Annotated in this window: 23 protein-coding genes; 21 read left to right on the top strand and 2 right to left on the bottom strand. The window is 68.8% G+C overall.

Annotated features, from left to right (window positions below; translation table 11 throughout):
* Positions 1-44 precede the first annotated feature (44 nt).
* From MKK69_RS05670 to guaA, 4 genes are all read left to right on the top strand, one after another.
* Entirely contained in the window at positions 45-1,421 is a 1,377-nt protein-coding gene (locus MKK69_RS05670) for an NTP/NDP exchange transporter (RefSeq protein ID WP_243966735.1), read from the top strand.
* A gap of 162 nt (positions 1,422-1,583) precedes the next feature.
* Entirely contained in the window at positions 1,584-1,967 is a 384-nt protein-coding gene (locus MKK69_RS05675) for a hypothetical protein (RefSeq protein WP_313900832.1), read from the top strand.
* Entirely contained in the window at positions 1,964-2,383 is a 420-nt protein-coding gene (locus MKK69_RS05680; RefSeq protein WP_243966737.1) for a hypothetical protein, read from the top strand. Before MKK69_RS05675 ends, MKK69_RS05680 begins: the two co-directional genes overlap by 4 nt.
* Before the next feature lie 95 nt (positions 2,384-2,478).
* Positions 2,479-4,035: a glutamine-hydrolyzing GMP synthase gene (guaA, locus tag MKK69_RS05685; protein ID WP_243966738.1), complete on the top strand. Its 1,557-nt coding sequence runs from the start codon at positions 2,479-2,481 to the stop codon at positions 4,033-4,035.
* 4 nt (positions 4,036-4,039) lie between these two features.
* Here the strand turns inward: guaA and MKK69_RS05690 are convergent, their stop codons facing one another.
* On the bottom strand, positions 4,040-4,732 hold the full coding sequence (locus tag MKK69_RS05690) for an SGNH/GDSL hydrolase family protein (RefSeq protein WP_243966739.1): 693 nt from the start codon (positions 4,730-4,732) through the stop codon (positions 4,040-4,042).
* Positions 4,729-5,226, bottom strand: coding sequence for a tRNA (N6-threonylcarbamoyladenosine(37)-N6)-methyltransferase TrmO (tsaA, locus tag MKK69_RS05695; RefSeq protein ID WP_243966740.1), 498 nt, complete (start codon positions 5,224-5,226; stop codon positions 4,729-4,731). Before tsaA ends, MKK69_RS05690 begins: the two co-directional genes overlap by 4 nt.
* A 113-nt stretch (positions 5,227-5,339) precedes the next feature.
* Between tsaA and MKK69_RS05700 the strand changes: the two genes are divergently transcribed.
* The 17 genes from MKK69_RS05700 (at position 5,340) to hisA (ending at position 22,340) form a co-directional block, all read left to right on the top strand.
* Positions 5,340-6,833 carry an AMP nucleosidase gene (locus tag MKK69_RS05700; RefSeq protein WP_243966741.1) on the top strand — a complete coding sequence of 498 codons (1,494 nt, stop codon included), beginning with the start codon at positions 5,340-5,342 and terminating at the stop codon, positions 6,831-6,833.
* Between the two features lie 139 nt (positions 6,834-6,972).
* The gene (locus MKK69_RS05705; RefSeq protein WP_243966742.1) at positions 6,973-7,479 is read left to right on the top strand and encodes a hypothetical protein; all 507 of its coding nucleotides are present in this window, start codon (positions 6,973-6,975) and stop codon (positions 7,477-7,479) included.
* A gap of 291 nt (positions 7,480-7,770) precedes the next feature.
* Positions 7,771-9,072, top strand: coding sequence for an SLC13 family permease (locus MKK69_RS05710; RefSeq protein WP_243966743.1), 1,302 nt, complete (start codon positions 7,771-7,773; stop codon positions 9,070-9,072).
* 132 nt (positions 9,073-9,204) lie between these two features.
* The gene (sdhC, locus tag MKK69_RS05715; RefSeq protein WP_243966744.1) at positions 9,205-9,606 is read left to right on the top strand and encodes a succinate dehydrogenase, cytochrome b556 subunit; all 402 of its coding nucleotides are present in this window, start codon (positions 9,205-9,207) and stop codon (positions 9,604-9,606) included.
* Positions 9,607-9,616: 10 nt separating this feature from the next.
* Positions 9,617-10,036: a succinate dehydrogenase, hydrophobic membrane anchor protein gene (gene sdhD / locus MKK69_RS05720; protein WP_243966746.1), complete on the top strand. Its 420-nt coding sequence runs from the start codon at positions 9,617-9,619 to the stop codon at positions 10,034-10,036.
* Between the two features lie 32 nt (positions 10,037-10,068).
* Positions 10,069-11,886: a succinate dehydrogenase flavoprotein subunit gene (gene sdhA, locus MKK69_RS05725; RefSeq protein WP_243966748.1), complete on the top strand. Its 1,818-nt coding sequence runs from the start codon at positions 10,069-10,071 to the stop codon at positions 11,884-11,886.
* Between the two features lie 93 nt (positions 11,887-11,979).
* Complete coding sequence (locus tag MKK69_RS05730; protein ID WP_243966750.1) at positions 11,980-12,804, top strand: succinate dehydrogenase iron-sulfur subunit; 825 nt, start codon at positions 11,980-11,982, stop codon at positions 12,802-12,804.
* A 164-nt stretch (positions 12,805-12,968) separates the two neighbouring features.
* Positions 12,969-13,547, top strand: a complete 579-nt coding sequence (locus MKK69_RS05735) for an AprI/Inh family metalloprotease inhibitor (protein WP_243966752.1) — start codon at positions 12,969-12,971, stop codon at positions 13,545-13,547.
* 83 nt (positions 13,548-13,630) lie between these two features.
* Positions 13,631-15,496 carry an ABC transporter ATP-binding protein gene (locus tag MKK69_RS05740; RefSeq protein WP_243966753.1) on the top strand — a complete coding sequence of 622 codons (1,866 nt, stop codon included), beginning with the start codon at positions 13,631-13,633 and terminating at the stop codon, positions 15,494-15,496.
* Positions 15,497-15,700: 204 nt separating this feature from the next.
* A complete protein-coding gene (gene petA, locus MKK69_RS05745) occupies positions 15,701-16,270 on the top strand; it encodes a ubiquinol-cytochrome c reductase iron-sulfur subunit (protein ID WP_243966754.1) in 570 nt (189 codons plus the stop codon).
* 13 nt (positions 16,271-16,283) lie between these two features.
* Complete coding sequence (locus tag MKK69_RS05750) at positions 16,284-17,570, top strand: cytochrome b (RefSeq protein WP_243966755.1); 1,287 nt, start codon at positions 16,284-16,286, stop codon at positions 17,568-17,570.
* Positions 17,571-17,580: 10 nt separating this feature from the next.
* Entirely contained in the window at positions 17,581-18,492 is a 912-nt protein-coding gene (locus MKK69_RS05755) for a cytochrome c1 (protein WP_243966756.1), read from the top strand.
* A gap of 279 nt (positions 18,493-18,771) precedes the next feature.
* Positions 18,772-19,647, top strand: a complete 876-nt coding sequence (locus tag MKK69_RS05760; protein WP_243966757.1) for an S-methyl-5'-thioadenosine phosphorylase — start codon at positions 18,772-18,774, stop codon at positions 19,645-19,647.
* Between the two features lie 90 nt (positions 19,648-19,737).
* A complete protein-coding gene (gene hisB, locus MKK69_RS05765) occupies positions 19,738-20,325 on the top strand; it encodes an imidazoleglycerol-phosphate dehydratase HisB (RefSeq protein ID WP_243966758.1) in 588 nt (195 codons plus the stop codon).
* Between the two features lie 69 nt (positions 20,326-20,394).
* Positions 20,395-20,880 (top strand): DUF2628 domain-containing protein, encoded by a 486-nt coding sequence (locus MKK69_RS05770; RefSeq protein ID WP_243966759.1) that lies wholly within the window; start codon positions 20,395-20,397, stop codon positions 20,878-20,880.
* A 19-nt stretch (positions 20,881-20,899) separates the two neighbouring features.
* Positions 20,900-21,559, top strand: coding sequence for an imidazole glycerol phosphate synthase subunit HisH (hisH, locus tag MKK69_RS05775; protein ID WP_243966761.1), 660 nt, complete (start codon positions 20,900-20,902; stop codon positions 21,557-21,559).
* A 37-nt stretch (positions 21,560-21,596) separates the two neighbouring features.
* Positions 21,597-22,340 carry a 1-(5-phosphoribosyl)-5-[(5-phosphoribosylamino)methylideneamino]imidazole-4-carboxamide isomerase gene (hisA, locus tag MKK69_RS05780; RefSeq protein WP_243966762.1) on the top strand — a complete coding sequence of 248 codons (744 nt, stop codon included), beginning with the start codon at positions 21,597-21,599 and terminating at the stop codon, positions 22,338-22,340.
* The last annotated feature ends 30 nt before the right edge of the window (positions 22,341-22,370 follow it).

A 22,370-nucleotide genomic window follows, 5' to 3' on the forward strand; every position in this document is an offset into this window, starting at 1 on the left:
CCGCAGCGGCGTGACGGGGACGACCTTGCCGGTGAGATCGCCCCATGGCTGAGCCAGCCGCGGCCCGCGGGCCGCTCGCGCGCCTGATCGACATCCAGCCCGGGGAGGGCAGGGCGCTCGCCTGGGCCTGGGCCTACATCTTCTCGATCCTGGCCGCCTACTACGTCCTCCGCCCGATCCGCGACCAGATGGGGGTCGCTGGCGGTATCGAGAACCTGCCCTGGCTGTTCACCGCGACCCTGGTGGGCATGCTCGCCCTGAACCTGCCCTTCGCCTACCTGGTGAAGCGGATGCCGCGGGCCCGGTTCGTGCCGATCACCTACCGCTTCTTCGCGGCCAATATCCTCGCCTTCGCGCTGACGCTGTACCTGGCACCGCCGGACTGGGGCGTATGGATCGGGCGGGTGTTCTTCGTCTGGCTGTCGATCTTCAACCTGTTCGTGGTGTCGATCTTCTGGGCGACGATCGTCGACGTGTTCTCCAATGCGCAGGGCCGGCGGCTGTTCGGCTTCATCGCGGCCGGCGCGACGCTCGGCGCCATCGCGGGCTCGGCCACCACCGCGCTCCTGGCCAAGAACGTCCCGACCTGGGGCCTGATGCTCGGTGCCGTCGTGCTCCTCGAAGTCGCGGTGTTCTGCATGCGCGGCCTGGCGGCGCACGCGACGCGCCTGCACGAGATGCCCGGATCGACGCAGGGCGCGGGCGACGGGCAGGACCGGACGATCGGCGGCAGCGTGCTGGCCGGCGTGACCCGGACCTTCGCGTCGCCCTACCTGCTCAACATCTCCCTGTTCCTGCTGCTGTTCTCGGTGACGTCGACGTTCCTGTATTTCGAGCAGGCCGGCATCGCGAAGCGCAGCTTTCCGGATCGTGGCGCGCAGACCGCGTTCTTCGCCAGCGTCGACCTCGCGGTGAACGTGCTGACGCTGGGCGTCCAATTGTTCCTCACCGGTCGGATCGTGAACCGGATCGGCATCGCCCTGACCCTCGCCATCCTCCCGGCCTTCAGCATCCTCGGCTTCGCGGCACTCGCCCTGTGGCCGACGATCGGCGTGATCGTCGCGTTTCAGGTTCTGCGTCGGGCGGGCAACTTCGCGATTGCGCGCCCGGTCCGGGAAGTCCTGTTCACGGTCGTCCCGCGGGAGGACCGCTACAAGGCCAAGAGCTTCATCGACACGGTGGTCTATCGGCTCGGCGACCAGGTCGGCGCATGGTCGTTCACCGGGATCCAGGGGCTCGGCTTCGGCAGCATCGGCATCGCCGGGGCCGCGATCCCGCTGTCCATGGTCTGGCTCGTGAACAGTCTCTGGCTCGGCCGCGCCCAGGAGCAGCGCCGGTCCACGCAGGATCTCGCGGGCGCCGACGAACCGGGCCCGGTGTCGGTTCCGCTCGACCGTGCCGTGGCTTCGACCGGGCGGTGACCCGAGCCGCGCAGCGGCTCGACGCGATATCAGAGCCGACGTAGAGATCCGCTTGGGAGCCACGCATTCGCGTCACCAGTCCGTGCCGGAAAGTCGGCATGGTTAACGTGCGGTTTACCCTGCGGCGGGAGGTAGGGTGACGAGTTCCGCCGGGAGGGATGCATGCCGGACGCCGCGCGACGGCTTCACAGGTCCGCGCGCGGCCACGGCCGCCGCATCGTCGCGACACTGGGAATGCTGGTCCTGGCTTCGGGACCCTGCCTGGCCCAGGAGCCGCTCTTCATCCGCATCCGCCCCCTGTCCGATGCCGAAGCCGCACGCGCGGCCCGCGAAGCCGTGTGGGCACGCCGTCAGGCCCATGCCCGGGCGGTGATCGAATCGGTCTGCACCGGATGCCTGGGTGCGTGGCGACCCGCGGCCGAATCGCCCCCCGAACCAAGCTCCGACCGGGTCGCGGACCTCGCCGTGCCGACGGGGGTTGAACTCGACCCCGGCTCCGGGGCATCCGTCCACCCCAATCCTTCGAGTCCCGAGAGGCAACCATGACCCAGTCGCATCCGACCAGCGGCGCCGAGCCCGAAGTCGATTGCCCGGTGAGCCTCGAGGTCCTGGGCTCCGTGTACCGCGCCGACGAATTCGACCTGCCGCTGATCCTGGAGGAGATCCCGCCGCTGCAGCGCGCGCAGCTCGCCACTTACCTGTATGGCAAGAGCCACATGCACAAGCTCGGCCTGAAGGTCGCCCGGTCCTGCGAGCGCGACGACCTGATCCGGGTCGCCGGCGAGATCGGCTCCGTGATCCACGGCCAGGCACACCTGAAGCCGTCCCGGCCCGTGCCGGAGGCCGCGCCGCAGCTGCGCGCCAAGACCCCGCCCGGCCAGAAGAAGGTGAGCCTCGCCGGGGCGGCGGCGAAGCCCGCGATCAGCCTGGGCGGCTCGGCCAAGGTCCGCAACTTAGACTGACCGCCGACGATCCTGGCGCGCGCCTTGCGCGGCGATCCCCAGCCCCCGCGGGGATGCGCGTTGCGCGCGTGCCGGCCATCGGATAATCGCCCGCGATGAACACCGACCACGACAAGATCCTGATCGTCGATTTCGGCTCTCAGGTGACCCAGCTCATCGCCCGGAGGGTGCGGGAGGAGGGCGTCTACTGCGAGATCGTGCCCTTCACCAAGGCTGAGGCCGCCTTCCGCGAGCAGCGGCCGAAGGGGGTGATCCTCTCCGGCGGACCCGAATCGGTCACCGTCGAAGCCTCGCCCCGGGCGCCGCAGGTGGTGTTCGATTCGGGCGTGCCGGTCTTCGGCATCTGCTACGGCCAGCAGACCATGGCGGCGCAGCTCGGCGGCGCGGTCGAGGGCGGGCACCACGCGGAATTCGGTCGGGCCGAGGTCGAGATCCTGGCCGATTGCCCGCTGTTCAACGGCGTCTGGCACAAGGGCGAGACGTATCCGGTCTGGATGAGCCACGGTGATCGGGTCACCAAGCTCCCCGACGGGTTCACCACAGTGGCGATCTCGAAGAACGCCCCCTTCGCGGCGGTGGCCGACGCGGCGCGCAACTACTACGCGGTCCAGTTCCATCCGGAGGTGGCGCACACGCCCCACGGTGCCCTGCTGATTCGCAATTTCGTGCGTGACATCGCCGGATGCTCGGGCGATTGGACCATGGGTGCTTACCGCGAGGAGGCGATCGCCAAGATCCGCGCGCAGGTCGGCTCGGAGAAGGTGATCTGCGGCCTGTCGGGCGGAGTCGATTCGGCGGTGGCGGCGGTGCTGATCCACGAGGCGATCGGCGACCAGCTGACCTGCGTGTTCGTCGACCACGGGCTCCTGCGCCTCGGCGAGGCCGAGCAGGTCGTGGCGCTGTTCCGCGACCACTACAACATCCCACTGGTCCACGTGGAGGCGAGCGGCATGTTCCTCTCGGCGCTGGAGGGCGTCAGCGACCCGGAGGTCAAACGGAAGACCATCGGCCGCCTGTTCATCGACGTGTTCGAGGCCGAGTCGAAGAAGATCGGCGGCGCCGCCTTCCTGGCGCAGGGGACGCTCTACCCGGACGTGATCGAGAGCGTGTCGTTCACCGGCGGCCCCTCGGTGACGATCAAGAGCCACCACAATGTCGGCGGCCTGCCCGAGCGCATGAACATGCAGCTCGTGGAGCCGCTGCGCGAGCTGTTCAAGGACGAGGTCCGGGTGCTCGGCAAGGAACTCGGCCTGCCCGAGGGGTTCGTCGGCCGTCACCCGTTCCCCGGGCCCGGTCTCGCGATCCGCTGCCCGGGGACGATCACCGCCGAGAAGCTGGAGGCCCTGCGCAAGGCCGATGCGATCTACCTCGACGAGATCCGCCAGGCCGGCCTCTACGATACGATCTGGCAGGCCTTCGCGGTGATCTTGCCGGTGAAGACCGTGGGCGTGATGGGCGACGGCCGCACCTACGACCACGTCTGCGCGCTCCGCGCCGTCACCTCGGTGGACGGCATGACCGCCGATTTCTACCCGTTCGACATGGCCTTCCTCGGCCGGGTGGCGACCCGGATCATCAACGAGGTGAAGGGCATCAACCGGGTCACCTACGACATCACCTCGAAGCCGCCCGGCACGATCGAGTGGGAGTGAGCCCTCAGGGTCCGCACAGGGCCGGCCCCAGGGCCTCCAGCGCCGGGCGGTAGGCGGCCAGGTGCAGGCCGTCACGCATGGCGCCCGGCTTGGCGTAGCCGGTATCGCCGTCGCGCAACGCCGCGAACGGGTCCGCGAAGGCGCAGCCAAGGCGCCCGCACAGGCCGCGCAGCCGCTGCGAATATGCGGCCACCGCCGCCGCATCGACCAGCGTCCCGAGCTCGCGCCCGACCGGGGGGAGGGCGGTGACCACCACCCGCGGCGCGACGTTTTGCAGGCGCCGGACGATCGTTTCGGCGGCGGCCTCGAACCGCGCGGCCGGCTCGGCGGAGCGCGGCTTGTTCTTCACGAGGATGTCGTTGGTGCCGATGGTGAGCGCGGCGACCTGGGGGGGCGCCTTGAAGTTCATCTGCGCGAGGTGATCCGCATAGGCCGCCGCGGTCGAACCGCTGACGCCCCCATTGACCAGCGGCAGGCCGCAGACCTGCTGTCCGCCGGGCTGCAGCTCGACCTGCGAATCCCCGCCGTAGAAGACATAGTCCGGCGGCGCCTCGTCCAGGCTCACCTGAATCGCGATGAGGCGCATGACTGCATAGGCGCGGGCATCGGCGGCCGGTCTGTGCAGGCGCCAGCCCACGAGGCCGCCGAGGGCGAGCAGCCCCACGCCGCCGACGATCAGGACCGCGAGATGCCTCACGGCGCGGCGCCGGCGCGGTCGACCTGCGCGTCCGGCCGGGAATCCGTCGAGGCGTAATAGGGCTTGATGTCGAGGAGCGGCGTGCCGTCGAGGCAGTCGAGGCCGCGCACCTGCAACCTGCCGCCGTCCCGGCCGAGCAGTTCCACCACCGAGAGGGCGATCGGATTGGGCCGGGCCGGCGAGCGCAGCGAGAAGGTGCCGCGCGGGCCATCCGCGTGGCGCGGCTGCTGGACCACGAGGCCGCGGGTCGCCCGGTCCATCCAGTAGAGCAGAATGAGGTGCGAGCAGCCCGTGATGGTGCGCAGGCCCGGGACATAGGGCGCATCCACCTCGACGGTGCAGAGCGCGTCGGTCTGCAGCCCGTTCTTCGGGCATTCGGAGCGCGCTCGCCAGGGCGTGCGCAGCCGGCCGATGAAGTGGAGCCCCGCATCGAAGGTCGCGGGCAGACTCGCCAGTTCCTCACCGGGACGGATCCCGAACTCGTCCGCGCTCATGCATCCTCACATTGCGTCCGTCGGCTTCTCGGCCAAGCCCCTGTGGCCCGCAAGCCCGGATCTCGCCCCCTCGCGTCGCGGGGTGTAGAGCCGGCACCGGAATCGGAGGCGACATGATCGAGCGGGAATTGCGGCCGATGCAGGCAGTGGCGGATGCCGGGACCGCGATCGACCGTCTGGTCGAGCTCTACGACGACGCGGCCGGGGCCCTGCGGACGGCCCTCGAACGCTATCTCGCGGGCGGCCCACCGCCCGACGCGACCGAGCGCCTGGCCTTCCGCTATCCGGAGTTGCGGATCACCTATCGGCCGAACGGACCGCTGCCGCGGGTCCGGCGGGCCACCGCCAAGCTGCAAGCGGCGGGCACCTATGCCACCACGATCACGCATCCGGCTTTCTTCCGCACCTATCTCACCCGGCAGCTTGAGCCGCTGATCGCCGATTACGGGATCTCGCTGGAAGTGGGCCTGAGCTCACAGGAGATTCCCTATCCCTACATCCTCGAAGCCGGCCTCGATGCGGGCGGACGGGCCGTCGACGGCGCGGAACTGGCCACCTACTTCCCCGTCCCGCTGCTGTCCCTGGTGGGCGACGAGATCGCCGACGGTACCTTCGCGCTCATCGACGGCGAACCGCTGCCGCTCGCCCTGTTCGACGCCGTGCGGGTCGATTACTCCCTGCGCCGCCTAGTCCACTATACGGGCTGCGACTGGCGCGAGGTCCAGCCCTGGATCCTGCTCACCAACTACCACCGCTACGTCGATCAGTTCGTCCGCCACGGGCTCGAACGGCTGGCCTCGGGGGCGGAGGGGTTCGAGCGGCTGGTCCTGCCGGGCGGGATCTCCGTGTCCCGCGCCGAGGCCGCGCAGGCCGATCCGGCCGCGGTGATCGCCGCCTCGCCCTGGCACCGGCACCAGATGCCGGCCTACCACCTCGTCGCCCGCGGCGACGACGGCACCCTCCAGGGCACGACCCTGGTCAATATCGGCGTCGGTCCCTCGAACGCGAAAACGATCACCGACCACCTCGCCGTGCTGCGACCGGATTGCTGGCTGATGGTCGGGCATTGCGGCGGCCTGCGCCAGTCACAGACCATCGGCGACTACGTCCTGGCCCATGCCTATCTGCGCCGCGACAGGATCCTCGACGAGTTGGTCCCACCGGACGTGCCCGTCCCCGCCCTCGCGGAGGTACAGGTGGCGCTCCAGAACGCGGCCGCCGCCGTGACCGGCGAGCAGGCCGAGGCGCTCAAGCGCCGCCTGCGCACCGGGACGGTGGTCACCTACGACGATCGCAACTGGGAATTGCGGTTCAGCCAGGAGCGGCGGCGGATCAACCAGTCCCGGGCCGTGGCGGTCGACATGGAGAGCGGCACCGTGGCGGCACAGGGGTTCCGCCTCCGGGTGCCCTACGGCGCGCTTCTCTGCGTGTCGGACAAGCCGCTCCACGGCGAGATCAAGCTGCCGGGGGCTGCCAACGCCTTCTACGACCGGGCGGTCTCGGAACACCTGAAGGTCGGCCTGGCGGCGCTCGACATGCTGCGTGCCGACCGGCACGGCCTGCACTCGCGCAAGCTGCGGAGCTTCGACGAGCCGCCATTCCGGTGACCGCCCGATCGCACAGCGATGGCCGGCTCAACTTGAGCGTAGCGACGCACTGACACGCCTTCGTCAATCGTCAAGCTTGGATACTTGGGTTCGATTGGACGTTGGAAAGTCATACTCCTCTCAAGGATCGGACTTTCTCATGAGACGATTGGCTCTCGCATCGACGGCTCTTCTGGCGGCGTTCGCCCTGGTGCCGGTCAGCGCCGATGCCCGCGGCTTCGGCGGCGGCGGATTTCATGGCGGCGGCTTCGGGGGCGGTGGCTTTCACGGCGGCGGTATGGGCGGTGGGGGATTTCGCGGCGCGGGCCTCGGCGGTGCCGGGCTCGGGGGCGGTGGTTTCCGCGGCGCCGGCGTCGGTAACGCCGGGGTCGGGATCGGTCGGGGTGCCGGCCTCGGCGGTGTCCAGCGGGGTGGTTTCGCCAATGCCGGGCGCGTTGGGATTGGCAATCGTGGTTTCGTCGGCCGCGGATACGCCCATCGCGGCTACGGCCGCGGCCTGGGTTACGGCCTGGCCGGCGTCGGTCTGGGCCTCGGCGTCGGATACGGCCTCGGCGGGATCGGCTATGGCTACAGCGATAACTGCACCGGCGATTACGGCTACGGCTACGATCCGGCCTATTGCGGCACCTACGGCTACGGCTACTGAACGCCCTTTTACGGGCACGGTCGCTCTGCCGCATCGCCCCGAAACTCGGACCTGGCACGATGCTGTAGGTCCCTGATTCCGCCGCGTCTTTCTCAGGACGCTGGCGGTTCTCTGTCGGAACGATGCTTGAACGAAAGCCCGGCCGGAAACGGTCGGGCTTTTCTACGCCTGAATGGGACCGCGCGACCCGCCGGCCTTCGCGATCTACGAAGTCTGCGTCGCCGAGTCCCGAATTGCGAACCGTTCCAAACCGGCCCATGCCCGCGTCGGCACGAAACGTGGGAGGGTCGGATGAGCGGGGAGGCGGTTGTTCCGGCCACGGCCGCCCTGCTGGTGCTGTGCATGGGCTCGTGGGCGACGGCGCTGCTGCCGGAGATCGTCACCGCGCTCGCCTTCTTCGGGCTTGCGATGTTGCTGCACCTGGGCGGTGCGGCGACGGTGTTCTCGGGCTTCTCGGCCTCGGCCTTCTGGCTGGTCCTGTCCGGCATGGTCGTGGGCCAGGGCATGACCCGCACGGGCCTCGGCGCCCGCATGGCTCGGGCGCTGGCCGCGCGCCTGTCGGGCTCCTACGCGCAGCTCATCGGCGGCCTCGTTGCCCTGAGCTTCCTCATCGCCTTCGTGATGCCGTCGAATCTCGGCCGGATCGCCCTGATGATCCCGGTGACGCTTGCGCTCTGCGACGGCTTCGGGCTGGCGCCCGGCCGGCCGGGGCGGACCGGCGCCGTCCTGGCGGTCGGCGTCGCGACCCCGATCCTGTCGGCGGCGATCCTGCCGGCCAACGTCCCCAACCTTGTGATGGCCGGCTCCGCCGAACAGGTGCTCGGCCTGCACCTCTCCTACATGTCCTATTTCCTCCTTCACGCGCCTGTCCTGGCTCTGGTCAAGGGCGTGATGCTGGTGGGGCTGATCGTGCGCCTGTTTCCCGACCGGCTCAGCGCCGAGGCTCACGCCCTCCCGGTGCCGACGCCTGTCTCGGCGGCTGAGTTGCGCCTTGCGGTGATCCTGGCCTGCACCCTGGCCCTGTGGATGACCGACAGCCTGCACGGCTTCGCACCCGCCTGGGTCGGGCTCGCCGCCGCGGTGATCTGCCTGTTGCCGCGGGTCGGGGTGCTGCCGCCTGAGGCATTCCAGCAGGTGAACCTGCGGACCTGCTTCTACATCGCGGCGCTGCTCGGCCTGGTCGCCCTGGTCAACGAGACCGGGCTCGGGGCGCGGCTCGGGCATTGGCTGCTCGCCGTCGCGCCGCTCGCCCCCGGGGCGCCGGGCCAGAACTTTGCGGTGCTCACCGGCATCAGCACCGTGCTGACGCTGCTGGTCACCGCCAACGGCGCGCCGGCCCTGTACACCGCGCTCGCCGGCGAGATGGTGAAAGCCAGCGGCCTCTCGCCCCTGGCCGTCGTGTCGGTGCAGGTGATCGGCTATTCGACCCTGTTCTTCCCCTACCAGGCCCCGCCGATCGTCTTCGCCAGCGAGCTCGGCGGCGTGCGCCTGCGGGACGCGACTCGCCTCACCCTGGCCTTCGGCCTCGCCTCACTCGTGGTCGCCGCACCCCTCGATTACGCGTGGTGGTGCCTGCTGGGCCAACTGCGGTGACAGATCCGCCGCGCTATCAACACGCCCCCCGCTGTGCGGCGCAGCATGACACATTGCGGCTTGGGCCCGCAGGCACTAGCGCTAGCACCAGATTAGAGACGGTCCAGTTCGCAGCTGCGAGGCTTCAATCCAATGGCACCCACCGCCCGCCCGACCGTGGCACAGCCGCTCTCGCCGCATCTCCAGATCTACCGCTGGACCTGGACGATGGCGATGTCGGTGTTTCACCGTATTACCGGCACCGCCCTCTACGGCGGGACTGCCCTGGTGGCGATCTGGCTCGTGGCGCTTGCCTCAGGGCCGGCGGCGTATTCCTATGTCGCCTGGTTCTTCGGCTCGCTGCTCGGCCGCCTGATCTTGTTCGCCTACACCTGGGTGCTGATGCACCACATGCTCGGCGGCCTGCGCCATCTGGTATGGGATACCGGCGTCGGCTTCGACAGGGAGAAGCGCATGAGCATGGCGCGCCTGACGCTGGTCGGCTCCGTCGCGCTCACCCTCGTCATCTGGGCGGTCGCCCTTCTGGTCCGCTGAGGAGGCCGGCATGGCTCAAGAACAGATCCGCCAGGACACCCGCGTCTCCATCCGCACCCCGCGTGCCCGCGTCCGCGGCCTCGGCATCGCCCATCACGGCGCCGGCCATTGGTGGCAACAGCGGGTGACGGCGGCCGCGAACACGGTCCTGATGCTCGCCTTCGTGGTGATCGTCGCCAGCATGGCCGGCCGGGGCTACGTCGAAGCGACGCAGCTGATCGCCAAGCCCTTCGTCTCCATCATCCTGATCCTGGCGCTCCTGTCGGTGACGATCCACATGCGGATCGGCATGCAGGTGGTGATCGAGGATTACGTGCACGGCCAGGCGACGAAGATCGCCGCGGTGTTCGCCAACAACATCTACGCGGTCCTGGTGGCCGTGGCCTGCCTCTACGCGGTCCTGCGGATCGGCTTCGGACAGCCGGCCTGAACCCCGCCATCACGCATTTCGAGGAGCCGATCATGGCCGCCAACGGCACCAACGGCAGCGGGCCTGCCTACACGATCCACGATCACGCCTTCGACGTGGTGATCGTCGGGGCCGGCGGCGCCGGCCTGCGCGCCACCGTCGGCTGCTCCGAGGCCGGCCTGCGTACGGCCTGCATCACCAAGGTGTTCCCGACCCGCTCGCACACCGTCGCGGCGCAGGGCGGCATCTCGGCCTCGCTCGGCAATATGGGGCCCGACGACTGGCGCTGGCACATGTACGACACCGTGAAGGGGTCGGACTGGCTCGGCGACCAGGACGCGATCGAATACCTCGTCCGCAACGCCCCGGCCGCGGTCTACGAGCTGGAGCACTGGGGCGTGCCCTTCTCGCGGACGGAGGAAGGCAAGATCTACCAGCGTCCGTTCGGCGGCATGACCACCGATTACGGCAAGGGCACCGCCCAGCGCACCTGCGCGGCGGCCGACCGGACCGGACACGCGATGCTGCACACCCTCTACGGGCAGGCGGTGAAGAACCAGACCGACTTCTTCATCGAGTACTTCGCCCTCGACCTGATCATGGACGAGGAGGGCCGCTGCCGGGGGGTCATCGCCCTCGACCAGGCCAGCGGTGAGATCCACCGCTTCCGGGCCCAGACGACCATTCTGGCCACCGGCGGCTACGGCCGCGCCTATTTCTCGGCGACCTCGGCCCATACCTGCACGGGCGACGGCAACGCCATGGTGCTGCGGGCCGGGCTGCCTCTGCAGGACATGGAATTCGTCCAGTTCCACCCGACCGGCATCTACGGCGCCGGCTGCCTGATCACGGAAGGGTCCCGCGGCGAGGGCGGCTACCTGACCAATTCCGAGGGCGAGCGCTTCATGGAGCGCTACGCCCCCTCGGCCAAGGACCTCGCCTCGCGCGATGTGGTCTCCCGCTCCATGACCATGGAGATCCGCGACGGCCGCGGCGTCGGCAAGAACAAGGACCACATCTACCTACACCTCGACCACCTCGACCCCAAGATCCTCCACGAGCGCCTGCCCGGCATCTCGGAGAGCGCGAAGATCTTCGCGGGGGTCGACGTGACCAAGGAACCGATCCCGGTCCTCCCGACCGTGCACTACAACATGGGCGGCATCCCGACGAACTATCACGGCGAGGTGCTGACCCTGCGGAACGGCAACCCCGACACGGTGGTGCCCGGCCTGATGGCGATCGGCGAAGCCGCCTGCGTCTCGGTGCACGGGGCCAACCGCCTCGGGTCCAATTCCCTGATCGACCTCGTCGTGTTCGGCCGCGCCGCCGGCAAGCGCTGCGCCGAGATCGTCGAGCCGAACGGACGGGCGCAGGAGCTGCCCAAGGGCGCGACCGACAAGGCGCTGGAGCGCCTCGACCGTTTCCGCCACGCCAACGGCTCGACGCCGACCGCGGAACTGCGGGCCGAGATGCAGAAGACGATGCAGAACAACTGCGCTGTCTTCCGCACCGGCGAGGTCCTCGAAGAGGGCAAGGGCCTGATCCACAAGGTCTGGAACGCCGCCGCCGACGTGAAGATCACCGACCGCTCGCTGATCTGGAACACCGACCTCCTGGAGACCCTGGAGTTCGACAACCTGATCGGCCAGGCGGTGGTGACGATGGAATCGGCCGCCAACCGCAAGGAATCCCGCGGCGCCCACGCCCGCGAGGACTTCCCGGACCGCGACGACAAGGACTGGATGAAGCACACCCTGTCCTGGCTCGACGAGGGGCGGCATCAGGTGAATATCGATTACCGCCCGGTGCACACCTATACGATGTCGAACGAGATTCAGTACATCGAGCCGAAGGCACGGGTGTACTGAGGCTAGCCATCACGATGTACGTGCCAATTCGCGGCGCGTGCATCCCCTCAGACCGGTTTCCGGTTCTGACCGATATTGCCGGATATTATCGCAATGGCCCAATTCAATCTCCCGAAGAATTCCCAGATCACCCAGGGCAAGGCCTGGCCGGCCCCTCCGGGCGCCAAGAGCCTGCAGACCTTCAAGATCTACCGTTGGAACCCGGATGACGGGGCCAATCCGCGGATCGACACCTATCAGGTCGACCGCGAGGATTGCGGGCCGATGGTCCTCGACGCGCTGCTATGGATCAAGAACAAGGTCGATTCGACGCTGGTGTTCCGCCGGTCCTGTCGCGAGGGCATCTGCGGCTCCTGCGCCATGAATATCGAGGGCCAGAACGCGCTCGCCTGCACGATCGGCATCGACGAGTGCAAGAGCCCGGACAACGCCCTGCCGGTGATGACCCGCAAGGACAAGGACGGCGCGATCCGGATCTATCCGCTGCCGCACATGCCGGTGCTGAAGGATTTGGTCCCGGACCTCACCAACTTCTACGCCCAGCACGCCGCCATCGAGCCCTGGCTCCAGACCGAGACGCCCGCCCCCGAGAAGGAATGGCGCCAGACCCCCGAGGACCGGTCGAAGCTCGATGGCCTGTACGAGTGCATCCTGTGCGCGTGCTGCAGCACGTCATGCCCGAGCTACTGGTGGAACGGCGACAAGTTCCTCGGCCCGGCGGCCCTGCTCCAGGCCTATCGCTGGCTGATCGATTCGCGCGACGAGAATACCGGCGACCGGCTCGATGCCCTGCATGACCCGTTCCGGCTCTATCGCTGCCACACGATCATGAACTGCGCCAACACCTGCCCGAAAAACTTGAACCCGGCCAAGGCGATCGCCGAGATCAAGAAGATGATGGTCGAGCGCACGCTCTGAGCGCAGGCCCTTGAGGCCCCGCGGCCACACTGCCGTGAAAAGGTGCCCCGTCCGCAAGGGACTCACCCGGTGCCCCGGGTGGCGCCTTGCGGTCAGCGCATTTGCCGCCGAGTCAGGAACGAAGCGCATCCGCGCACCTCTTCAAGCCTGACCCAAGTGGACCGATGCTGCGCCCGAGCCTGTCGACGTTCGCCATTCTCTGCCTGGGGGCCAGCCTCGGCGCCTGTGCGTCCAGCCGTCTGGACGCGCCGCGCACCCGGGCGCCGCAGGCCGCCCTCGACGCGGTGCCGGCAATCCCGTCCGGGACCGTGACGGCGGCGCCGCTCGCGCCCCCGCCCGGCGTGGCGGCGAGCCCCGATGCGCCGCCCCCGCCCGGCCCCCAGGCGTCCCTGTCGCCCGCGACGCCGACGGTGATCGCCGAGCCGGTCACCCCCCCGGCCCCGCCGCCGCCGGTGGTCTCCACCGGACGCGCCTCCGTTGTCGGGAGCTGGGATGCCCGGGACGCCACCGGGGCGAATTGCAAGGTCACCCTGTCGAGCGCCCCGGCCCTCGATCTCTACAAGGCCTCCGCCGCCGCCTGCCCCAACAAGGATCTCGCCAAGGTCTCGGCCTGGGATTTCCGGGATGGCGAGGTCTACCTCTATCAGCCGGGCGGGTCAGTCGCGGCGCGCCTGCGCCAGGGCGGCGGCGGTCTCGAGGGTGCGCTCACCAAGTCCGGCGCAGCCCTCGCCCTGAACCGCTGAGGCGGCGCGACCTCCGCGCACGGTTGGCGCGGGGCGCCGCGCGCTTACATGGTGGCTTCCCGCAGCGTCACGCCCCAGGCAGCATGTTCCTCGATTGGCTCGAGCGCCGCGTCGATCCGTTCGCGCCCTTCGATGAATCACGGATGCCGCCGCACGCGGTCATCGGCTTCGCGTGGTTCTACGTGCGTCCGATCCGCGCCGTCCTCGCGGTTCTGTTCGTCATCGCCGTCATCGCCGGCACCGTCGAGGCTTCGCTCTACCTCGTCATGCGCTGGTTCATCGACCTGCTCGGCACCGCCGATCGGTCGACCGTCCTGTCGGAGCACGCCACCGGTCTCGGCCTCGCCGTCCTGCTGATCGCCGTGGTCCGGCCGGCCTCGATCTGGGCGCACGAGGTGCTGTCCAATCAGCTCGTCGTGCCGCAATCCACCAGCCAGATCCGGTGGCGGGCGCATCTCTACACGCTCGGGCACGCGCTCTCGTATTTCCAGGGCGACTTTTCGGGGCGCCTTGCGAACCGCGTCGTTCAGGTCGGCCCAGCAGTGCGGGAACTGGCCGTCGTCCTGATCGACACGCTGCTCTACGTAGCCATTTACGCGATCACCGCGGTCGGGCTGTTCGGCTCGATCTCCCCGTGGCTGGTGCTGCCGGTCCTGCTCTGGATCGCCGCCTATGCCGGGCTGACCACGTGGTTCGTCCCCCGGGCTCGCGCACGCTCGCACCGCACCGCCGATACGCGCTCGACCCTGATCGGCCGGATCGTCGACAGCTACACCAACATCCTGACGGTGAAGCTTTTCGCCCGTGACCGGGAGGAGCGGGCCGCGGTGCGCGATGCCGTGGACGTCCACACCGAGGCCTACCTGCACCAGTTCCGCCTCGTCACGTTGACCACGAGCGTCCTCGGCGCGCTGAACAGCGCCCTGCTGATCGCCACGGGCGCCGCCTGCCTGATCCTCTGGCGCGACGGCGGCATGACCACCGGCGAGGCCTCCGCGGGCATCGCCCTGGTCCTCCGGCTCATCGCCATGTCCGGCTGGGTGATGCAGACCGTGCGGGGCGTCTTCGAGAATGTCGGCGTGATCCAGGAGAGCATGCAGACCATGGCGCGGCCGCACGCGCTGGTCGATGCGCCGGACGCGAGGACCCTGGCCGTCACCGGCGGCGAGATTCGGTTCGACAGCGTCGGCTTCCATTACGGCCGCGGCGACGCCACCGTGATTGAGGATTTCTCGCTGACGATCCGCCCCGGCGAGAAGGTCGGGCTGGTCGGCGTCAGCGGCGCGGGCAAGTCCACGTTGGCGAGCCTCCTCCTGCGGCTCTACGACGTCGAGAGCGGGCGTATCTTGGTGGACGGGCAGGATATCGCCGCGGTCACGCAGCAATCCCTGCGCGAGGCGATCGCGATGGTGAGCCAGGATACCTCGCTCCTGCACCGCTCGATTCGCGACAACATCGCCTATGGGCGTCCTGACGCCAGCGAGGCGGAGATCGCGCGTGCAGCGCGGCTGGCGCATGCCGATGGCTTCATCGCCGACCTGGTCGACCACAAGGGCCGCCGCGGCTACGATGCCCAAGTCGGCGAGCGCGGCGTGAAGCTCTCCGGAGGCCAACGCCAGCGCATCGCCATCGCGCGGGTGATCCTGAAGGATGCACCGATCCTGATCCTGGACGAGGCGACCTCGGCCCTCGACAGCCAGGTGGAAGCGGCGATCCAGGAGTCCCTCGATACGCTGATGGCCGGCAAGACTGTGCTGGCTATCGCGCACCGGTTGTCAACGATCGCGGCCCTTGACCGTCTGGTGGTGATCGACCGGGGGCGGATCGTCGAGGAGGGAACGCACGGCGAGCTGGTCGCCCGCGGCGGCGTCTATGCCGGCCTGTGGTCGCGCCAGTCGGGCGGCTTCCTGGCCGATGGAACCACCCGCTTCGACAGCGCCGCGGCGTAGCGTGGCGGGGCCGAACCGGCTGTTGGCGGCACGCCGGAACAATGACGGCCCGACCGTATCGCTGCGCTGCACGGCCCGCTTGACTCGGGGGCGTCAGACGGTCTCATTGCTCGGATTAGAACGATAATGCTTTGATCCTGGCCGAGCCGGGAAATCAGGGTAGGGCGCCTGCGGCCCGCACGCCGACGCACGGAGTTCAGAATCTTGGCGAACACATCAGCCGCCACGCCCGCGGCCCATGGGCACGAGGGCAGCCGTCGAGACTTTTTGTTCCTGGCAACGGGAGCGGGGTTGGCCGTCGGCGTGGGTGCGGTGGTCTGGCCCTTCGTCTCATCCATGGCGCCGGATGCCGACACGATCGCGGCCGGTGCGCCGATCGAAGTCGACCTGACCCCGATCCAGGACGGGCAGATCGTCAACGTGTTCTGGCGGGGCAAGCTGATCTTCGTGCGCAAGCTCACCGCCAAGGAGGTGACCGACATGCAGGCGGTCCCCCTGCCGGCGATGATCGATCCCGCCGCCTTCACGACCCGGGTCAAGAACGGGCACGATCAGTGGCTCGTGGTCTACGGCAACTGCACGCATCTCGGCTGCGTGCCGATCGGCCATCAGGGTAATTTCGAGGGCTGGGCCTGCCCGTGTCACGGCTCTCAGTTCGATGCCGTGGGCCGCGTCCGCCATGGGCCGGCGCCGATCAACCTGCCGATCCCGCCCTACGCCTTCGAGACGGACACCAAGATCCGGATCGGCGAGGGCGGCAAGGAAGTGGCCTGAGGAGGGCGCGGTCATGAGCGGAACTGCCAGCACCTACGTCCCGAAGAGCCGCGTCGCCAAGTGGTTCGAAGCCCGTCTGCCGATCGCCGGCCTCGTGCATTCGTCCTTCATCGCCTATCCCGTCCCTCGGAATCTGAATTACTTCTGGACCTTCGGGGCGATCCTGGCGGCTTTCCTGGGGATCCAGATCGTCACCGGCGTCTGGCTGGCAATGCACTACGAGCCGTCGGCGACGGGCGCCTTCAATTCCGTCGAAAAGATCATGCGCGACGTGAATTACGGTTGGCTGCTGCGCTATGCGCACGCCAACGGCGCGTCGATGTTCTTCGTGGCGGTCTATGTCCATATGTTCCGGGCCCTCTATTACGGGTCGTACAAGGCCCCGCGCGAGGTGCTCTACATCCTGGGCGTGATCATCTACCTGTTAATGATGGCCACCGCGTTCCTGGGCTACACCCTGCCCTGGGGCCAGATGAGCTTCTGGGGCGCCACCGTCATCACCAACATCCTGGCGGCGATCCCGGTGATCGGCGACACGATCCAGACCCTCCTGTGGGGCGGCTACTCGGTCGGCAACCCGACCGTGAACCGGTTCTTCTCGCTGCACTACCTGCTGCCCTGGATGATCGCCGGCGTCGTCGTGCTGCATGTCTGGGCGCTGCACGTCACCGGCCAGAACAATCCTGCAGGTATCCCGATCAAGTCGGGCAAGGATGCGGTGCCGTTCACGCCCTACGCCACCGTCAAGGACGTGTTCGCCACCTGCGTGTTCATGATCCTGTTCTCGTGGTTCCTGTTCTATCAGCCGAACTATCTGGGCCACGCCGACAACTACATCCCGGCCAACCCGGCCGTTACCCCCGCGCACATCGTGCCCGAATGGTACTTCCTGCCGTTCTACGCGATCCTGCGCGCGGTCCCGAGCAAGCTCGGCGGCGTGATCCTGATGTTCTCGGCGGTGATCATCCTCGCCTTCGCACCTTGGCTCGATTGGTCCCGGGTGCGTTCCTGCAACTACCGGCCGATCTACCGGCAGTTCTTCTGGGTGTTCATCGGTGCGACCTTCCTGCTGGGCTGGCTCGGATCCCAGCCGCCCGAGGGGGGCTACGTCATCGCTTCGCAGATCTGCACGGCTTACTACTTCGCCCACTTCCTGCTCGTCATGCCGCTCTGCGGCCTGTTCGAGACGCCGAAGGCGCTGCCGGGCTCGATCCTGGAGAGCGTCACCGGGCCGGGCAAGCAGGTGAGCGGATCCGGCATGCCGGCGGGCGCGGCCGCTGCTCCGACCACCAAGGGCTGACGACGGGACCATGACCATGACGCGCGTCCTCTCGACGAAAGCCGCGTTCGCCCTGGCGGCCCTGCTGCTCGGTGCGGCACCGGTCTCAGCACAGGAAGGGCATGGCGGACCGATCCCCGCTCGGATGAGCTGGAGCTTCGCCGGTACCTTCGGCCATTTCGACACCGCGCAGCTGCAGCGCGGCTTTCAGGTCTACAAGGAAGTCTGCTTCGCCTGCCATTCGATGAAGCTGGTCTCCTTCCGCAACCTCGCGCAGGAGGGCGGACCGGACTTTACCGCCGGCCAGGTCAAGGCGCTGGCCGCGACCTATCAGGTGAAGGATGGGCCGAACGATGCCGGCGACATGTTCGACCGCCCCGGTCGGCCAGCCGACACCTTCCCGCCGCCCTTCCCGAACGACCAGGCTGCAGCCGCGGCCAATGGCGGCAAGGCGCCGCCGGACTTCTCGGTGATCGCCAAGGCGCGGACCTTCTCGCGCGGCTCCCTGTACTTCCTGACCGATTGGCTGCCGCTGATCGGCTATTCCGAGCAGGGGCCGGACTACATCCACGCCCTGATCGGTGGCTACGAGGAGCCGCCGAAGGATTTCGCCGTTCCTGACGGCGGCCACTACAACAAGTATTATCCTGGCCACATCATCGCGATGCCGCCTCCGATCACCGACGGGCAGGTCACCTACCCGAAGGACGACAAGGGCCAGCCGGTGGTCCCCGAGACCGTGGACCAGTACGGCAAGGACGTGGCGGCGTTCCTGATGTGGACCGCCGAGCCGCATATGATGGACCGGAAAGCCCTCGGGTTCCGGGTGATCCTGTTCCTGATCATCCTGTCGGGTCTGCTCTACTACGTGAAGAAGAAGGTCTGGGCCGATGTCGGCGGCGAGGTCCACGGCCTCCAGCCGGAACTGCACAAGGCCTACTGAGGCGCAGTCGATTCGCACCTGACCGATGGGCCTCCTCCGGGGGGCCCATCTTTTTTGGGCTGTGGCTGCGTGCTACCGCTCGGCGAACGCGGCGGTCCGTCTCGCGGCGACATCGATCCCGGCCGACCACCTCATCCTGAAGTGCCCGCGCCAGCGGGTCTCGAAGGACGGTTCCAGGGATCGCCCTGCCTGCGGGAGGCGCCTTTTAGGCCTCCGCTCCGCTCCGGCATCTCGGGATGAGGTGGCGGACAGGATGACGCTCAAACAAGGGAAACCGGGATGACGGCAGCGGTGCTCGGGGTGATGGGCGGGTCGGGCGTCTACGAGCTGCCGGGGCTCGAGGACGTGCGCGAGGAGCGCGTCGCTTCGCCCTGGGGCGACCCCTCCGACGCGCTTCGGATCGGGCGGATCGGCGAAACCAAGGTGGTGTTCCTGGCCCGCCATGGGCGCGGCCATCGGCTGTCGCCGTCCGGCATCAATTACCGCGCGAACATCGACGCGCTGAAGCGGGCCGGCGTGACCGATCTCGTGGCGCTCTCCGCCTGCGGTTCGTTCCGCGAGGATCTGCCCCCGGGCCTGTTCGTGCTGGTCGACCAATTTGTCGACCGTACCCATGGCCGCGCCTCGTCCTTCTTCGGCGACGGCTGTGTCGCACATGTCTCCCTCGCCCACCCGGTGGGACCGGGCCTGCAGGCCCGGATCGCCACCGCTGCTCGGGCGGAGGGCGTCGCGGTCCATCGCGGCGGAACCTATGTCTGCATGGACGGGCCGCAATTCTCGTCACTCGCCGAATCCCGGGCCTACAAGGCGCAGGGCTTCGACGTCATCGGCATGACCAACATGCCCGAGGCCAAACTCGCCCGCGAGGCGGAGATCACCTACGCGACGATCGCGATGGTCACCGATTACGATTGCTGGCATCCCGGCCACGACGCCGTGGACGTGGCCGCGGTGATTGCAGTGGCCCGGAGCAATGCCGACACGGCGGCCCGGCTGGTGGCACGGCTCGCCCGCGACTTCCCGGCCGAGCGCGAGCCCTGCCCGGCGGGCTCGCACCGCGCCCTCGACGGAGCGATCATGACCGCGCCCACCGCCCGCGATCCGGCGCTGCTGGCCAAGCTCGACGCCGTGGCCGGGCGGGTCCTGAACGGATAGGGCGGCCTTGCCCTTTCCCTTCCGGCAAAACTCCCTCTAGAAGGCGCGCGCGGCCCCTTGGGCCGCCCCCGACGCAAAGTCCGACGAAAAATGCGCAGCGCCACCATCACCCGGAAGACGGCCGAGACCGACATCGCGGTCACCGTCGGTCTCGACGGGACCGGACGATCGACGATCGCCACCGGCATCGGCTTCCTCGACCACATGCTGGACCTGTTCGCCCGGCACGGACTGTTCGACCTCGACGTGAAGGTCGTCGGCGACCTGCATATCGATCAGCACCACTCCGCCGAGGATTGCGGCATCGCGCTGGGCCAAGCCTTCGCCAAGGCGCTGGGCGACAAGCGCGGCGTCACCCGCTACGCCGACATCCACCTGCCCATGGACGAGGCGCTGACCCGGGTCTGCGTCGACATCTCGGGCCGGCCGTTCCTGGTGTTCCGCACCACGTTCCGGGTCGAGAAGATCGGGCAGTTCGACACCGAGCTCGTGCGCGAGTGGTTCCAGGCCTTCGCCATGAATGCCGGGCTGACCCTGCATGTGGAGACGCTCTACGGCGACAACGCCCATCACATCGCCGAGAGTTGCTTCAAGGGTCTGGCCCGGGCCTTGCGGACGGCAGTGGCGGTCGATCCGCGGGAGGAGGGGCGCATTCCCTCCACGAAGGGCTCCCTGTAGAGCGTCTTGTCGTCGCGCTCCCCGGTCGCCCCCGAGGCCCCGGACGAGCGCCGTTGTCGGAGTCCCGCGATGCGCATGCGCAGCTACACGCTCCACCTGCCGGCCGAGGCGCGCCCGGGCGAGAGCCTCGGCCTCGATCGGGCGGTGCTGGTACCGGATGGGTTCTCCTGGCCGGCCTTCGCCTTCAGCGTGCTGTGGTTCCTCTACCATCGCCTCTGGATCGCGGCACTCATGGTGCTCGTCGGGTTGCTCGCGCTGTTCGGCCTGGGCCTCATCCTCGGCCTGCCGACCGGCGCCGGTGTGATCGCGGCCCTGTTGGCCGCATGGCTGATCGGGCTCGAAGCGTCGAGCCTGCGCCGCTGGACCCTCACCCGTTGCGATATGCCGATGCGCGACACGGTCATCGCGGCCTCGCCCGAGGAGGCCGAGACGCGGGCCTTCGGACGCTGGCTTGACAGCACGGTCTCGGCCCCGCGGCCGCCGTTCCCCGGCGGCCCGACCCGTCGCGCCGAACCAGTGATCGGCCTGTTTCCCGCTCAGGAAGCGGCCCGGTGACGGCCCCGACGAGATCCGCATGAGTACCGAGACCGTCGCGATCATCGATTACGGATCGGGAAACCTCCACTCCGCCGCCAAGGCGTTCGAGCGGGCGGTCCGCGAGAGCGGGCGCGACGCGCGGATCTGCCTGACCGCGGATCCGGATGTGGTGGCGGCGGCCGACCGCATCGTCCTGCCGGGCGTCGGCGCCTATGCGGATTGCCGGGCCGGGCTCGACGCCGTGCCCGGCATGGTCGAGGCCATGACTCAGGCCGCACAGGGCGCGGGCCGGCCGTTCCTCGGCATCTGCGTGGGCATGCAGCTCCTCGCGAGCCGGGGGCTGGAATACACCACCACCCCCGGCCTCGGCTGGATCCCCGGCGATGTCGGACCGATCCGGCCGGCCGATCCGTCCCTCAAGGTTCCCCATATGGGCTGGAACACCCTGCATCCGGCCCGCGACCATGCCCTCCTCGCCGGCATCCCCACCGGCGAGGACGGCCTGCACGCTTACTTCGTCCACAGCTACGCGCTGGCCCCGGAGAATCCCGACGACGTGGTCGCGCAGGCGGATTACTGCGGACCGATCACCGCCCTCGTCGCCCGGGACAACGTCGCGGGCACGCAATTCCACCCCGAGAAGAGTCAGCGCCTGGGACTCGCGCTCATCGCGAATTTCTTGGCCTGGCGGCCGTGAGCGCGATCCGGCCCCGCCCAGAAGGACAGAAAAACCCGTGATCCTCTACCCGGCGATCGACCTCAAGGAGGGACGCTGCGTCCGCCTCGTCCAGGGTGACATGGCCCAGGCCAAGGTCTTCGGCGACGATCCCGCCGCGCAGGCCGCGACCTTCGAGGGGCAGGGTTTCCCCTGGCTCCACGTGGTCGATCTGGACGGCGCCTTCGCGGGGGCGCCGCGCAACGCCGCCGCGGTGGACGCGATCCTGGCCCGGGTCGGGATCCCGGTGCAGCTCGGCGGAGGCATCCGGGAGATGAAGACCCTCGAAGGCTGGCTCGCCAAGGGTGTGGCCCGGGTGATCATCGGCACGGCCGCGGTGCGCGATCCTGGCTTCGTCCGCGAAGCCGCCCGCCAGCATCCCGGAAAGATCGCCGTCGGCATCGACGCCAAGGACGGGCGGGTCGCCGTCGAGGGCTGGGCCCAGACATCGAGCATGACCGCCGAGGAACTCGGCCGTCGCTTCGAGGACGCGGGCGTCGCCGCCATCATCTACACCGATATCGCCCGGGACGGGATCCTGAAGGGCCTCAACGTCGAGATGACCCTGGCGCTGGCGCAGGCCGTGCGCATCCCGGTCATCGCCTCCGGCGGCCTCGCCTCGATCGACGACGTACACCGCCTGCTCCAGCCCGATTGCGCGCTGATCGCCGGCGCCATCACGGGACGCGCGCTCTACGACGGGCGCATCGACCCGCAGGCGGCCCTGGCTGCGATCGCTGCGGCGCGCGGATCGGCTTCGTGATACGTCATCCTCGGTGATGGCACCGAGCGG

This window comes from Methylobacterium sp. J-026, from assembly GCF_022829585.1.
Taxonomy (GTDB): Bacteria; Pseudomonadota; Alphaproteobacteria; order Rhizobiales; family Beijerinckiaceae; genus Methylobacterium.

Excerpts from the sequence above, each read along its gene's own strand:
- MKK69_RS05705 (WP_243966742.1), top strand. The coding sequence starts at position 6,973 with ATGAGACGATTGGCTCTCGCATCGACGGCTCTTCTGGCGGCGTTCGCC.
- MKK69_RS05770 (WP_243966759.1), top strand. The coding sequence starts at position 20,395 with ATGCGCATGCGCAGCTACACGCTCCACCTGCCGGCCGAGGCGCGCCCG.
- sdhA (WP_243966748.1), top strand. The coding sequence starts at position 10,069 with ATGGCCGCCAACGGCACCAACGGCAGCGGGCCTGCCTACACGATCCAC.
- tsaA (WP_243966740.1), bottom strand. The coding sequence starts at position 5,226 with ATGAGCGCGGACGAGTTCGGGATCCGTCCCGGTGAGGAACTGGCGAGT.
- MKK69_RS05675 (WP_313900832.1), top strand. The coding sequence starts at position 1,584 with ATGCCGGACGCCGCGCGACGGCTTCACAGGTCCGCGCGCGGCCACGGC.
- MKK69_RS05670 (WP_243966735.1), top strand. The coding sequence starts at position 45 with ATGGCTGAGCCAGCCGCGGCCCGCGGGCCGCTCGCGCGCCTGATCGAC.
- MKK69_RS05735 (WP_243966752.1), top strand. The coding sequence starts at position 12,969 with ATGCTGCGCCCGAGCCTGTCGACGTTCGCCATTCTCTGCCTGGGGGCC.
- MKK69_RS05760 (WP_243966757.1), top strand. The coding sequence starts at position 18,772 with ATGACGGCAGCGGTGCTCGGGGTGATGGGCGGGTCGGGCGTCTACGAG.
- MKK69_RS05730 (WP_243966750.1), top strand. The coding sequence starts at position 11,980 with ATGGCCCAATTCAATCTCCCGAAGAATTCCCAGATCACCCAGGGCAAG.
- MKK69_RS05740 (WP_243966753.1), top strand. The coding sequence starts at position 13,631 with ATGTTCCTCGATTGGCTCGAGCGCCGCGTCGATCCGTTCGCGCCCTTC.
- MKK69_RS05700 (WP_243966741.1), top strand. The coding sequence starts at position 5,340 with ATGATCGAGCGGGAATTGCGGCCGATGCAGGCAGTGGCGGATGCCGGG.
- guaA (WP_243966738.1), top strand. The coding sequence starts at position 2,479 with ATGAACACCGACCACGACAAGATCCTGATCGTCGATTTCGGCTCTCAG.
- hisB (WP_243966758.1), top strand. The coding sequence starts at position 19,738 with ATGCGCAGCGCCACCATCACCCGGAAGACGGCCGAGACCGACATCGCG.
- MKK69_RS05710 (WP_243966743.1), top strand. The coding sequence starts at position 7,771 with ATGAGCGGGGAGGCGGTTGTTCCGGCCACGGCCGCCCTGCTGGTGCTG.
- MKK69_RS05750 (WP_243966755.1), top strand. The coding sequence starts at position 16,284 with ATGAGCGGAACTGCCAGCACCTACGTCCCGAAGAGCCGCGTCGCCAAG.
- MKK69_RS05680 (WP_243966737.1), top strand. The coding sequence starts at position 1,964 with ATGACCCAGTCGCATCCGACCAGCGGCGCCGAGCCCGAAGTCGATTGC.
- hisH (WP_243966761.1), top strand. The coding sequence starts at position 20,900 with ATGAGTACCGAGACCGTCGCGATCATCGATTACGGATCGGGAAACCTC.
- sdhD (WP_243966746.1), top strand. The coding sequence starts at position 9,617 with ATGGCTCAAGAACAGATCCGCCAGGACACCCGCGTCTCCATCCGCACC.
- sdhC (WP_243966744.1), top strand. The coding sequence starts at position 9,205 with ATGGCACCCACCGCCCGCCCGACCGTGGCACAGCCGCTCTCGCCGCAT.
- MKK69_RS05755 (WP_243966756.1), top strand. The coding sequence starts at position 17,581 with ATGACCATGACGCGCGTCCTCTCGACGAAAGCCGCGTTCGCCCTGGCG.